Origin of the sequence: Rhizobium sp. SRDI969, from assembly GCF_025152725.1 — a bacterium.
GTDB classification, from domain to species: Bacteria; Pseudomonadota; Alphaproteobacteria; order Rhizobiales; family Rhizobiaceae; genus Rhizobium; species Rhizobium leguminosarum_I.
Map to the genome: position 1 here is coordinate 183911 of NZ_CP104036.1, position 13695 is coordinate 197605.

At 59.9% G+C, this 13695-nt stretch carries 10 protein-coding genes; 5 read left to right on the plus strand and 5 right to left on the minus strand.

The annotated features are described in order from the left end of the window. Nucleotides 1-257 precede the first annotated feature (257 nt). Nucleotides 258-3284: an alpha-mannosidase gene (locus tag N2A41_RS25040; RefSeq protein ID WP_260111361.1), complete on the plus strand. Its 3027-nt coding sequence runs from the start codon at nucleotides 258-260 to the stop codon at nucleotides 3282-3284. A gap of 95 nt (nucleotides 3285-3379) precedes the next feature. On the opposite strand, the gene N2A41_RS25045 is transcribed toward N2A41_RS25040, so the two are convergent. Continuing rightward, nucleotides 3380-4321, minus strand: a complete 942-nt coding sequence (locus tag N2A41_RS25045; protein ID WP_170259436.1) for a LysR family transcriptional regulator — start codon at nucleotides 4319-4321, stop codon at nucleotides 3380-3382. A 124-nt stretch (nucleotides 4322-4445) separates the two neighbouring features. Between N2A41_RS25045 and N2A41_RS25050 the strand changes: the two genes are divergently transcribed. After that, a complete protein-coding gene (locus N2A41_RS25050) occupies nucleotides 4446-5282 on the plus strand; it encodes an alpha/beta hydrolase (RefSeq protein ID WP_260111362.1) in 837 nt (278 codons plus the stop codon). Nucleotides 5283-5344: 62 nt separating this feature from the next. On the opposite strand, the gene N2A41_RS25055 is transcribed toward N2A41_RS25050, so the two are convergent. Next, nucleotides 5345-5983 carry a TetR/AcrR family transcriptional regulator gene (locus tag N2A41_RS25055; RefSeq protein ID WP_026154525.1) on the minus strand — a complete coding sequence of 213 codons (639 nt, stop codon included), beginning with the start codon at nucleotides 5981-5983 and terminating at the stop codon, nucleotides 5345-5347. Between the two features lie 202 nt (nucleotides 5984-6185). On the opposite strand from N2A41_RS25055, the gene N2A41_RS25060 reads away from it, so the two are divergent. After that, a complete protein-coding gene (locus tag N2A41_RS25060; RefSeq protein ID WP_260111363.1) occupies nucleotides 6186-8648 on the plus strand; it encodes a beta-glucosidase in 2463 nt (820 codons plus the stop codon). Between the two features lie 696 nt (nucleotides 8649-9344). Further along, entirely contained in the window at nucleotides 9345-9815 is a 471-nt protein-coding gene (locus N2A41_RS25065; protein WP_162115860.1) for an Hsp20 family protein, read from the plus strand. Nucleotides 9816-10124: 309 nt separating this feature from the next. Here N2A41_RS25065 and N2A41_RS25070 read toward each other — a convergent pair whose 3' ends face one another. The 3 genes from N2A41_RS25070 to N2A41_RS25080 all read right to left on the minus strand — a co-directional run bounded on the left by N2A41_RS25070 (nucleotide 10125) and on the right by N2A41_RS25080 (nucleotide 12457). After that, nucleotides 10125-10661 (minus strand): OmpA family protein, encoded by a 537-nt coding sequence (locus N2A41_RS25070; RefSeq protein WP_260111434.1) that lies wholly within the window; start codon nucleotides 10659-10661, stop codon nucleotides 10125-10127. A gap of 14 nt (nucleotides 10662-10675) precedes the next feature. Further along, nucleotides 10676-11350, minus strand: coding sequence for a L,D-transpeptidase (locus tag N2A41_RS25075; RefSeq protein ID WP_260111435.1), 675 nt, complete (start codon nucleotides 11348-11350; stop codon nucleotides 10676-10678). A 180-nt stretch (nucleotides 11351-11530) separates the two neighbouring features. After that, nucleotides 11531-12457, minus strand: coding sequence for an alpha/beta fold hydrolase (locus N2A41_RS25080; protein WP_260111364.1), 927 nt, complete (start codon nucleotides 12455-12457; stop codon nucleotides 11531-11533). Between the two features lie 158 nt (nucleotides 12458-12615). Between N2A41_RS25080 and N2A41_RS25085 the strand changes: the two genes are divergently transcribed. Beyond that, on the plus strand, nucleotides 12616-13665 hold the full coding sequence (locus tag N2A41_RS25085) for an AI-2E family transporter (protein ID WP_260111365.1): 1050 nt from the start codon (nucleotides 12616-12618) through the stop codon (nucleotides 13663-13665). The last annotated feature ends 30 nt before the right edge of the window (nucleotides 13666-13695 follow it).

Here is a 13695-nt window from a genome sequence, read left to right on the forward strand (position 1 = left end):
AGTGTCTGGTCGAGCAAGCAAGCTTTCGTAAGAACATGGCGTGACGGTGACATCCCGTAAACCCGGAGCGGTTCACTTCTTCTGGGCTTGACGCCAAATCAAAGTTACTTAATCTAAGACTCTGCAAGCCCGCTTGGAGGAGGGGCCGGGCAATCGCGATGTCGGTCGCGCCATCTTCATCTCCCCCAAAACCATGACCACGACCTCAAAAGCATGACGACAAGATTGTCAGCCGTCGATTTTCAACAGGATAAGCCATGCCTCTGACCATTGCCCAGCGCCTCGATCGTCTGAAAGTTCGCATTGCCGAGTTGGCGCATTGGCGGGATCGACAAAGTGCTGCGATCGACGGCTGGACTTTCGAGGGCGAGCCGATCGGCCATCACCAGGATTGGCCGCACCGCCAGGCAGTGGTGCATTTTGCCGCGACCGCTGAAGCGCCGGAGGCGTGGCCTCTGGCAGATATTCGCCTGCAGCTCGATCTCGGCGGCGAGAGCCTGATTACGCTGAGCTATCCCGACGGCGAGACGGAAACATTCGGTCTTGATCCCTATCACCAGGAATTCCCGGTGAAGGGCCGGCGCTTCTCCATCGCAACGGAAACCGTCGCCCGCTTTCCGTTCGGCGAGCCCAATCCAGCGCCCAAACTCAACAAGGCCCGGTTTATCTGGCTCGATGGTCCCGCTCACCGCCTGCATCTTCTGTTGAAGCAGGTTGCCGAGGCAATCGATGCGCTCGGCGAGCATGAAGTTGTGCCGCACCTGATGGATGCCGCCGAGCATGCGTTGCGCAGCCTCGACTGGCCGTCGGATACGGCGGCTTATATCTCCCGCACGTCAGGCGCCGTCATGCAGCAGAAGATCTGGGAACTGCCGGAGCTTGAGGTTAATCCGGCAGGCCTCACGGATGAGCAGAGCGCTTCGGCAACCACGGCCTTCGAGGCTCTGACGGCGCGGTTGAAGGAGCTGCAGAAACCCTTCCCGCCGAATGGAGAACTGCTGCTGACGGGCCATGCGCATATCGATCTCGCCTGGCTTTGGCCTTATCGCGAGACGCGCCGGAAAATGCGGCGCACCTTCAACACGGCTCTGTCGCTGATGGAGCGCTCCGACGATTTTCGTTTCAATCAATCGACCGCTCATTATTACGCGCAGATGGAAGAGGAAGACCCGGAACTTCTCGAGCGCATCAAGCAGAAGGTCGCGGAAGGAAAGTGGGAAACCGTCGGCGGCATGTGGGTGGAGCCCGACACCAACATGCCGACCGGCGAAAGCCTCGCCCGTCAGGTCCTCTATGGCCAGCGTTATTTTGAAAAGACCTTCGGCACCCGCCACACGGTCTGCTGGCTGCCCGATTGCTTCGGCTTTTCAGGTGCGCTGCCGCAAATCCTGAGACAGGGCGGCATCGACAGCTTCTTCACGATCAAGGTCAACTGGAGCGAGACCAACCATATTCCCTCCGATCTCTTCTGGTGGAAGGGTCTCGACGGCAGCCGGGTGCTGACCCACACGTTCGACAATCCGATGCAGGGTTATAACGGCTTCGTGCAACCCGATTGCTACGTGCCGACATGGAAGAATTTCCGCGGCAAGACGCAGCACCATACTTCGCTGCTGGCCGTGGGCTATGGCGACGGCGGCGGCGGCGTCACGCCGGAGATGGTCGAGCGCGAAGTGCAGCTGCGCGATTTCCCGGCAATTCCGCAGGCGCGCTGGGGCACCGTCAAAAGCTTTTACGAGCAGGCGCACCGCACCGCAGGCGAAAAGAACCTTCCCGTGTGGGACGGTGAAATCTATCTCGAACTGCACCGCGCCACACTGACGTCGCAAAGCGGCGTCAAGCGCAAGCATCGCCAGGCAGAACGTGCGCTGATCACCGCTGAAACCATTGCTTCGCTGGCGCATATGCTCGGAGCAGACAGGCCCCGAAGCCTGGAGGCGGATTGGCGCGTGGTTCTGAAAAACGAGTTCCACGACATTCTGCCGGGCTCGAGCATCCGTGAAGTCTATCAGGATGCAGAGCAGGAACTGGGGGGCGTCATCGAACATGCCAAGGCCGAACAGGCGATGGCATTGCAAGCGCTGTCGGCCAAGCTGCCGAAGGGCGGGGTTGGCGATGCCCTCATCGTCGTCAATCCGTCTCTGGCTCCAAGGCCGCTCAGCGCAACGCTTTCTGACGGTACGGTCGTCTCGGCAGCCGATCTCATCGCGCCCTTATCCGTCGCGGTCTTCGACAAGGGCTCGCTCAAGCCGGCGGGCGGGCTGAAGGCTAGCCCCGACCGTCTCGAAAACGACCACCTCGCGGTCGTCATTGGCAAGGATGGAGCGGTTGCGAGCCTTATCCACAAGGCGACCGGCCGCGAAGCCGTCGATGGTTCCGCAAACCAGCTCTGGGTCTACCCGGCCGACAAGCCGCGCAACTGGGACGCTTGGGATATCGACGCGGATTATGCCGAAAAGGCCGTCCGCCTCGATGCGCCTGATGGTATCACCCTCGTGGAAGACGGCCCGCACCGCGCGGCGATCCGCGTCGTTTACCGCTACCGGAATTCGAGCGTCACGCAGACCTATATGCTGACGGCCAACGCCAGGCGGCTTGACATCGAAACGACGATCGACTGGCATGATCGCCGCACGCTGCTGCGCACCCTGAACCCTGTCGCCGCTCAGGCCCGCAAGGCGACCTTCGAATGTGCCTTCGGCATCGTCGAGCGGGCAACGCACACGAATACGTCCTGGGAGCAGGCGATGTTTGAGGCCGTGGCGCACCGCTTCGTGGATATCAGCGAGCCGGATTTCGGGGTGGCGCTGCTCAACAATGCCAAATACGGCCATAGCGCCCGCGGCAACGTGATCGGCATGAGCCTCGTGCGCGGGCCGATCTATCCGGATCCGCTGGCCGACGAAGGCGAGCAGAGCTTCACCTATGCGCTGATGCCGCATGAAGGCGCCTGGCATGAAGGCGGCGTTCTCGACGAGGCGATCGATCTCAACCAACCGCTCGTCTCGGCTGAATCCAGCGGCCTCTCCGCCGGCAGTTTTGCGCCGCTTGCGGTCACCGGCATCCCCGTCGCATTCTCAGGCCTGAAGCCGGCGGAGGACGGCGAGGGGCTTATCCTGCGCCTCTACGAACCGGCCGGCCGGCGCGGCAGCCTCGCCCTCGAGCTGCCTTCCGGATGGGCAGCATCGCAGCCGCTGAACATTCTCGAAGAGCCGATGGAGCGGAAGGGACCTGCCGACATCATGCCGTTCGAAATCCGGACCTGGAAGCTGCAGAATGGCTGACGCCTGACCGCCATACGTGCCGGGAATAAAATGGCCTATGGCGAGCATGTAGCACGGTGATTTCAAGGACTGGCGGGCGCTTCTGAAAGCGGCCGCTATCCCCCAGAATTGGATGAGACGCCAGCCGCATCCAGCGGGCGAAAAGCGTCGGGTCGGGCGGCCAAATTCGCAACTACAAAATCCACGAAAGCGCGGACTTTTGGTGAAAGCTGACGATTGGACGGCCAGACGAGCGAGAGCGAGCCGTACGGCACCATGAAGGAGGTCAGGACAGGGACCAAACTTCCGGTTCGCATATGGGGCTCTGCGACGTAGACAGGCAGGTGCGCGATCCCCAAACCGTCCCGCGCTGCCCGCAGCCCTGCGTCCGTATTGTTGAATGTAAGGCTTCTTGGGAAAATTACCCGATCGTATGGCGAGCGGAATGTCCATGGTGCGAGCCGGCCGTTGGATGGGTATTTGAAGTGAATGCAGGCATGTTGGGAGAGGTCATCCGGCGTCTCCGGTTGTCCATGGCGCTTGAAATAATCGGGACTTCCGCAAACGACGAAATGCTGGTTGCCAAGATGGCGGGCAATCAATCGAGCATCGGCGAGCTCGCCACTCCGCACGACGACATCCAGGCCCTCCGCCACCAGGTCTATCACCTTGTCTTCGAAATCGATGTCCAGTTCGATCTCCGGAAATTGCTCGGCAAAAGTGGGTAGAACCGGCATGAGAAGGTGATGCCCGACGATATGCGGTACGCTGACGCGAAGGCGTCCCCTTGGACGTTCCCGGCTTCGTGAGATTGTGGCTTCTGCATCATCCATGTCGTCGATGATGCGTTTGTAGCGCTCGTAGAGGACCGCTCCTTCTTCAGTCAGGCTGATACTGCGCGTTGTCCGGTTGAAGAGCCGCACGCCCAGCCGGCTTTCGAGACGCGCCACCGCCTTTCCGATCGCGGACGGCGAAACTCCGGCAACCCTGGCAGCTGCGACGTAGCTCTGCTGTTCGACGGCGTGAACGAAGGCGACAACGCTCGCAAGACTGTCCACATGAGCACCTGATTGAAGATATTTTATCCTTTATGTACGGCCACGAGGTGCCATTGATCAATATTGCATAGGAAATATCCTCTGTCTCGATGCGCGACCAGCCAATATCAAAGGAGTGAGCGGTATGCGGGACTATGCAAAAGAAAGACCCGAGCACACGGGAAAATACGTCGGAGAGAATGACCTATTTCTCGAAATATTTGATGCGCACAGCGCTTCGAGGCAGTCCGTTCGGCCGCCTTTGCTCTTCGTCCACGGCGCCTTTACCGGGAGCTGGATGTGGAGCAAATATATTCCTCATTTCATATCGACTGGATGGAACTCTTATTGCATCAACCTGCGGGGTCACTACAAAAGCAGGTCGGTGGATTTCACAAAAATCCTGTTTGAAGATTACCTGGAAGACATCCGGCTGGTGATCACCGAAATCACCAAAGAATGTGGAACCCCGCCCATCGTGATCGGATTCAGCATGGGCGGAATCCTGAGCCAGAAACTGGCGGAAAGTGTGAAGATTGCCGGGCTGGTCCTAATCGATTCCAGCCTTTGCAAGGAAGTGCATGCGGAGGCGCCCTATCGCGATCTCGCGTTGCGAATGCCCGGCCTCGTCGTGCCTGCTCCCGTGCGCGACGAGCAAATCAGTGTCGATGAAACATTCGAGGATATCGAATTCCAGCGGAAGTACCTGTCCATGGAATCTGCAAAGGCGTTCAGCGCATTTTCCTTTCATTTCGGGGCGGAGGGGATTTCCATCAGAGGCGAGAAGATCGCCTGTCCCAGCCTCGTCATTTGCGCGATCAGCGACGAATCCGATGAACATCGAGGCCGAGCGACAGCACGTCACATCGGCGGCGAGTATCTAGGTCTCCGGGGTACGACACACACAGGTCTGCTTGTCGGGCAGAAGTATTACGAAGCCGTAAGCCGCATTATGGCCTGGTTGGCACGCTTTGATAGATGATAGATCTTCCGATAGAGCGTCATCTGCGACCGGCTCCCCAGCGCAGAGTCGCAAGCCAAAACTCAATCCTCCAAACCAAGGCTCACCAGCAAGCGGCCGACATAGGCTTCCAACCCGCCGACCATATCGAAGCGGGTGGGATCGCGCAGCCAGAGCATCTGAAGTCCGTCCATCACGGCGATCAGCTCGGCCGCCATCGCCCTGCCGTCAATCGTGCCGTCGATCGATCCATCGGCGACGGCTTGGTCGAAGGTGGCGGCGATGTCGTTCTGCAGCTGGGTGGCACGATCGAGAAACCATGCCTTGGCCGGGTGATCCTTCATAAGGCTCTCGGCGTTCAGGATGGCGAAGGTCCTAACGACCTCGATCATTTCGGCGTTGCGGCGAAAGACCTGGACCATGCCCTTGAGCAGGCCGCGGAGATCGGAACGGTGGGGCCCAATGTAGCTTTCACATTCGAGATCGCGCTTGTCCAGAATGGCCAGCAGGAGATCGACTTTGGTTGGGAAATGGTGCAGCAGGCCCGGCAGCGACAGGCCGACGTCGCGAGCCACATCGCCGATGGCGGCATTCTGGTAGCCGTCTTCGGCAAAACGTCGCATCGCAGCCGACAGGATCTCCGCGCGGCGCGCTTCGCCCTTGCGAGATCGGCGCCATCGTTTTTCGTCCTGTCCGGCATGCGATTCGGAAACTTCTACCATCGTCTCTTCCATATGCTCTTTCTCCCGCCCTCCATCCATACATCACGGTTCGGCAGTTGACATCTTAAAAATACCGAGTAATCGGTAGGTTTAAGAACTGCGTGGCGCGTGTAGAAGTTGGCGTCGCCGCCGGATGAATTGGCACCTGGCATGCTCGGCCAGCACTTCGCAATGCCCGAATTCCATCGAAGGGGAGGTTTGCATGATCGATTCCATTCTCGACAAGATGACGCTCGAGGAGCAGGTCTCGCTGCTGTCAGGCGCTGATTTCTGGACGACCGTTCCCGTCGAGCGTCTTGGGGTGCCGAAAATCAAGGTGACGGATGGGCCGAATGGGGCTCGCGGCGCGGGTTCGCTGGTCGGCGGCGTCAAGGCGACCTGCTTTCCTGTTGCCATCGCGCTCGGCGCCACCTGGAATCCCGATCTCGTCGAGCGCATGGGCGTGGCGCTTGCCCACCAGGCGAAGAGCAAGGGTGCCGCCGTGCTCCTCGCTCCCACGGTGAATATCCATCGTTCCGGTCTCAACGGGCGAAATTTCGAATGTTATTCCGAGGATCCGATGCTGACCGCGGAACTGGCCGTTGCCTATATCAAGGGCGTGCAGAGCCAGGGGATCGCCGCAACCATCAAACACTTCGCCGGCAACGAATCCGAGATCGAGCGGCAGACCATGTCTTCCGATATCGACGAACGGACGCTGCGTGAAATCTATTTTCCACCCTTCGAACAGGCGGTTCGCCGCGCCGGCGTTATGGCCGTCATGTCTTCCTATAACCGCCTCAACGGCACCTACACCAGCGAGCATCAGTGGCTGCTGACCAAGGTGCTGCGCAAGGAATGGGGATTCGACGGGATCGTCATGTCCGACTGGTTCGGTTCGCATTCGACCGCCGAGACGATCAATGCTGGTCTCGATCTTGAAATGCCCGGCCCGGCGCGCGATCGCGGCGAGAAGCTGGTTGCGGCAGTGCGCGAAGGCAGGGTCGAGGCGGCGACCGTCCGGGCGGCGGCGCGGCGGATCCTGCTGCTGCTCGAGCGGGTCGGCGCGTTCGAGAAGAGGCCCGACCTCACGGAGCAGGCAGTCGACCTGCCGGAAGACCGGGCGCTGATCCGGCGCCTCGGCGCGGAAGGCGCGGTCCTTTTGAAGAACGAGGGCATCCTGCCGCTTGCAAAGACATCGCTCGACCGGATCGCCGTCATTGGACCCAATGCCGCGAGCGCGCGCGTCATGGGCGGCGGCAGCGCGCAGATCGCGGCGCATTATACAATCAGCCCGCTCGAAGGGATTCGAGCCGCCCTTTCCAATGCCAACAGCGTCAGCCACGCGGTCGGCTGCCGCCACAACCGTCTGATCGAGGTGGCCAAGGGAAAGATCATCGTCGAATATTTCAAGGGGCGTGGCTGTCGGGGCAATCCGCTTCATGTCGAGACCGTCGACAAGGGCGAGTTCTTCTGGTTCGAGCTGCCATCAGGCGAACTCGACCCCACCGATTTCTCGGCGCGGATGACGATGCAATTCGTGCCGGAGGAGAGCGGCGATCATGTCTTCGGCATGACCAATGCCGGGCTGGCGCGGCTCTTCGTCGATGGCAGGCTCACGGTCGACGGCCATGGTGGCTGGACACGTGGCGAAAACTATTTCGGCACCGCCAATGACGAACAGCGCGGCACGGTGGCGCTCGATGCGGGCAGGGGCCATACCATCACCGTAGAGTACGACACGCCCGTGGCGACCGAGGAGGGGATCAACCTCACGGCCATTCGCTTCGGCGTCGAAAAGCCCTTGGGCGAGGCCGATATGCAGGAAGCCGTCGAGACGGCGCTGAATGCCGAAGTGGCGCTTCTCTTCGTCGGCCGCGACGGCGAATGGGATACTGAGGGCTTGGACCTGCCCGACATGCGGCTTCCCGGCCGGCAGGAGGAACTGATCGAGCGTGTTGCGGCCGTCAACGTCAACACCGTGGTCGTGCTGCAGACCGGCGGTCCGGTGGAAATGCCCTGGCTCGGCAAGGTTCGCGCCGTGCTGCAGATCTGGTATCCCGGACAGGAGCTGGGCAATGCCGTCGCTGATGTCCTCTTCGGCGACGTCGAGCCCGGCGGACGCTTGCCGCAGACATTCCCGAAGGCGCTTGCCGACAATTCCGCAATAACAGGCGATCCAGCCGTCTATCCGGGTGAGGATGGGCACGTGCGTTACGCCGAAGGCGTGTTTGTTGGCTACCGTCACCACGATACACGCGCTGTCGAGCCCCTCTTCCCCTTCGGTTTCGGCCTTGGCTATACGCGCTTCAGCTGGGGAGAGCCGCGGCTCTCAGCCAGCGAAATGGGTGGGGACGGCGTGACTGTCAGCGTCGATCTGACCAATATCGGCGACCGGGCCGGTTCGGAACTGGTCCAACTCTATGTGCGCCCGCCAAAATCCAAGGTGGAGCGGCCGGACAAGGAACTGCGCGCCTTCGCAAAGCTTTCGCTGCTACCCGGTGAAACAGGGACAGCCGTGATGAACATCCTGCCGCGTGATCTCGCTTATTTCGACGTCGAGGCCGGTGCCTTCCACGCTGAGCCCGGCGACTACCAACTGGTCGTGGCGGCCAATGCCGCGGATATCAGGTTCGTCATCGATCTGCCGTCACCACGCGCATATTTGCTGCCGCCTTCGCAGTAGGCCGTGGTCGCATACCGGATCGGCGGTCATGTCATCGTCGCGGGCGTCTTCGATCGACAAGGCGCGCGTTCGATAAGGCGATAGAGCGGGGCTATCGCTTCACCAGAGTTCAGCGAGCTCGGATATGGTTCGTCATTCAAGGACGACAGCGTCGGAACCCTTTTCCGACATGGCCTGCCGTACCACCTCCGCTATCCGGAGCTTTGAGCGATGATGATATCGGCATAACGCACCCGGGATGGCACGCCAGGCGCCGCGGCAGAGCCGGAACGGCCTCTACCGCATAGAGTTCCGAATCCCACGACGGCAGGATCGCTCTCTTCTCCTGCGCAGCGATCTCGGCGGCGAGAACTTCGTTCGGAGAGGTGAAATGGAAATGGAGACGCAATGAAGAATGTCCGAGGCGGAGAACGCCTCGATAACACCATCCGGAGGTGTCGTGCTGATGCTTTTGCCGGTCATGAACTTCTCCACACAAGCGAAGAACATCTTCAGGCACCCTTGGATTTGCGCGAAGGAAAACAGAGGCTTACAGTCCGCCTCAAGCCTCGACCAAAATTTTTTTGGATATCCTCTTGAATCGAAAAACGCTCGAAACCAGATCATTTTCGTCGACAGCGCAAACGCGGGCCGACCAGACAGGGGACGCGTTTTCGACGCGTCTCCATTCCATGTTGCTTTACGGAGGATATGGCTATGAGAAACGAACTTGACTTCGCACCCCTTTATCGGTCCAGCATCGGCTTCGACCGGGTCTTCAACCTCTTGAACAATGCGCAGCGGCTGCAGGCGATCGAGACCTGGCCGCCCTATGATATCGTCAAGACGAGCGAAGACGACTATCGTATCCAGATGGCAGTGGCCGGTTTCGCCGAGGCCGATCTCGAGATCACCCAGGAGCGGAACGTGCTCGTGGTGAAAGGCCAGAAGGGCGAAGGGAAGGATGGCGAATATCTGCATCGCGGCATTGCCGGGCGCGCGTTTGAACGTCGCTTCGAACTCGCGGACCACGTCAGGGTCGAGAATGCGTCCTTGACGAACGGTATTCTCGCGATCGCGCTGAAGCGTGAGGTGCCGGAAGCCATGAAGCCGCGCAAAATCGCGATTGGAGACGGCTCCTTTCAGCAGGCGCCTCTCCAGATCGAAGCCGAGCGCGAAGTGGCTTAAGGAGGGCCTCTCGATGAAGTCCCGGAAAAGCCGTTCACGGTCGAAATCAGGAAACGCCGCGGAGCAAGCGCAAAAGACGCCGGAAGGCGTGTGCTCTCGAAGCTTCTTGACAGGCTCCGCTCCGGAGCCTCGGTTCCGGTAGCGCGATCCTGAATTGAGTTGGATCCAAGAGGGCCGGCTTGGTGGCCGGCCCTTTGCGGACCACCATACTGGCTTCGCCGCATCCCCCCAAATGCACCTACGCGACGTCGTCTTGTCGCGAAGTACGTGGCTTCATTCCCTTTTGCACGATGGGCATTCGCGAAGAGTTCAGACGGCGTCGGGCTGCTTGCGGAGATTGGAGACGACGCGCCGGTTCTGCACTTTGCAGGAGCGCTCCGTGCAGTCGCGGACTTCGCGTTCGTTCCCGTAACCCTTGGCCCACATGCGCTTTGCGTCAACGCCCTTCGAGACAAGATAAGCCATCGCGGCATCGGCGCGCTTCTGCGACAGCGTCTCCATTTTGGACGCGGACCCTGAATCGTCGGAGAATCCCTGTAGCTTGAGCATCCAGGTCGGGTTGTTGTTGAGCCAGTTGGCTTGGTTGTCCAGGGTCGCCATGGCGACGGAATCGAGCTTGGCAGAGTCCTGGGTAAAATAAATCCGTCGGCCGACATTGAGGATAAAATCCTCCTCGCTTCCAGCCGCCACGTTTTCGAAACCAGGCGCCGGATCGTTCGTCTGGCCGGTCATAGGGGCGGCCGCAGGTTCTTCCAGCGAGGCGAGTTCGGTGGTGGAGCAGGCGGCAAGCGCCAAGAACATTGTCGCGGCAACAAGGCGCCTGGTAAATCCGGTCGCAATTGAGATCAAGGTGATATTCCTTATTCGGCCGGGGTTGTCTGGCTGACCTGGGTGGCGCTTTCAGCCTGGTCTGCAATATGCGGCAGAACCTGCACCGCAGTGCCGATGGGGCAACGCTGGTAAAGATCGATGGCGTCTTCGTTGAACATGCGGATACAGCCGCTGGAGGCATCTTTGCCGATGCTCCACGGCTCCAGCGTGCCGTGGAAGCGATAGCCGGTATCGACGCCGTCGCGATGCAGGTACATGGCGCGGGGACCGAGTGGATTTTTCGGTGAGCCTCCCGCCACGAATTCGGGCAGTTCCGGATGGCGCTTGCGCATCTCCGGCGGCGGCGTCCAGCGCGGCCACAGCGATTTATCGTCGATCGTCGCGCGGCCAAACCATTTGAAGCCCTCGCGACCGACGCCGACGCCATAGCGGATGGCTGTCTTGTTCTCCATGATCACGTAGAGAAAATGGTGCCTCGTGTCGACGACGACGGTGCCGATTGGCTCGCTGCTAAAATATTTGACAACCTGGCGGTGCCACTGTCTGTCGATCTTGGCAAAGTTGGTGCTTCGGAACGTCACGCCATTGTCGACGGTAGTGCCGTCGAAATAGGATGATGCCGCGGCAAATGCCGGTTTCCGGACTGCACCGACGCCAAGTAACGCCAAACCACCCAGCACAATATTTCTGCGAGTCCACGGCATCGGCAATATCCCCCCTTAAAGCCAAGCAGCGAAGCGTCAGTAAATCAGATTTTTCATTTGCGACAACAGAAAAATAATCTCCACTGCTAAAGGCAGAGATCGGCTTGCGGCCTTCTGGTGTGGTATTGCCCCATCGTTACTCTGGAATACCGCGGCGCCTCGAATTGGAGGGCCGGGGATTCATCTACTCTTGAGACCGGCACTCGCTTCTGCAACCGCCTGCGAGCCGATGCTCCTCACGCGCGGGAGTTTCGTATCTTGTGCCGATGCCTCCACAACATCACAAAGCATCTCTCGCGCCACGCCAGGGACCACATGATGGGGTAAATGCCCGACACCTTCCAGCAATCTGACGACCGGCCCTGGATGCTTCCTGCAAAGCCAATCAATATGCCAGTTCGGTGAAATCACTCGGTCCGCCATCCCGAAGAGAACGTGCAGGGGAAGATCGCCAGGCAGATCCGGAAGGCGTTCCATGTCTCGGTTGAAGGCGCGCAACTCGTCGGCCATCGTGCGGATGCTAATCGGATTGACCACGTGAGAGGCCGGCAGGTCCGCGAGATGAGAAGGCAGGGGATTGGGAAAGGAGGACGACCTCAGACCTCGATCGAGAAAGAATGCGGGCCACCGGCCGATGACGTGCTGGCGGATCAACGGCCCGACCACCGGAGCGACCGCCGATCTAAGCACAATCAACGGCTTCGATGGCACAGGCGCGCAACATGGGGAAATGAGAAAAAGTCCCCTGACGAGGTCTGGTCTTCTTGCAGCAAGGTGTAAGGCCGCTGCGCTGCCGATCGAGTGCGCGACGATCCTCACCTCCGGCAGCTCGAGAGACGCGAGAAGGCGCTCAAGCCAGAAGGACTGTCCCTCAGGTCCACGCTCAGCCGGTGCAGGCGGCGTGCTCAGTCCATAGCCAGGCCGGTCGGGTGCAATGATCCGGAAATCGCTGTTGTCGAAGGCGAGCAAAATTTCCTGCGCAAGACTGCCGCAGCCATGCAGGAGGACGACTGGAAGGCCATGTGGGTTGCCTCCGTCAAGGATGTGAACATCCTGATCTTCGATATGAATTGTTGTTCCGAGCCTCGGCTGGACTGATTGGTTCATTAACATGAGCCGAATAACAAAAATCGGAAGAAGAAGTTCCTGTCGGTTGCGAGAGGCGCGTGCGGATCGAGCCATCAAGACAGGATGGAAGGGAGGTCCAGCACTGCTGCCGCATCTGTGCTATCATCATCATCGCGGTCTCGAAGCGGAAAGATCGAATGCTCCTTCAGCGTGTCAGTTTCTATGTGCTTCTGGTCCTCGTGACCATTGCCTTCGTCGCCATCGTGCTACCGTTCTATTCGGCGATATTCTGGGCAGTCGTCCTCGCCATCATCTTCTTCCCGCTTCACGCCCGTATGGAGGCGCAGCTGGGTGGGCGCGGAAACCTTGCTGCAGCGCTGTCCGTGCTGGTCTGCCTTTGCGTCGTGATCATTCCGGGGTTGATCGTTCTCAGTTCACTCGTCCAGCAGGGCAACCTTCTCTACCAACGCATGGACAGCGGCGAGATCGATGTCCGAAGCTTTGTCCAGAAACTGCAAGAAGCGTTGCCCCTTTTCCTCCGCGACTGGCTCCGGAGGATCGAGCTGAATGGCGTCGATACGTTTCAGGAACGCGTTTCCTCGGCATTGATGCAGGGCGGCGGCTTCTTTGCCGGGCGTGCCTTGAGCCTCGGCCAGAACACCCTGCGGTTCTTCGTCACCTTCGGCGTCATGCTCTATCTCCTGTTCTTCATGTTCCGGGACGGGCGCGCCGTTGCCCGCGCCATCAGAAGAGCGCTGCCTCTCAGCGATGCTCATACACTTCGCTTCACCTCCAAATTCACTTCGGTCATTCACGCGACCGTGCGAGGAAATATTATCATCGCTATCATCCAAGGTTCGATCGGCGGGATCGCCTTCTGGGCCCTCGGCGTCGAGCCAGCCCTGCTGTGGGGCGTGCTGATGAGCTTCCTGTCGCTGCTGCCTGCGGTCGGCGCCGCATTGATCTGGGTGCCCACGGCCGTTTACCTGGCCCTGGCCGGTTTTTGGGTGAAGGCGCTTGTGCTGGTTGCGGTCGGCGCCCTCGTCATAGGTCTTGTCGATAATCTTCTGAGGCCGTCCTTGGTCGGCAGGGAGACCAAGCTTCCGGACTATGTTGTCCTCATTTCCACCATTGGCGGCATTTCTCTCGTAGGCATCAATGGTTTCGTGATCGGGCCGTTGATAGCCGCTCTCTTCATCGCCGCTTGGGGAATTTTCGTGGAGGAGGAGGGCACGTCGGATTCTTGACGAAGCGGCCGGTGCATTTAACGATGCCTT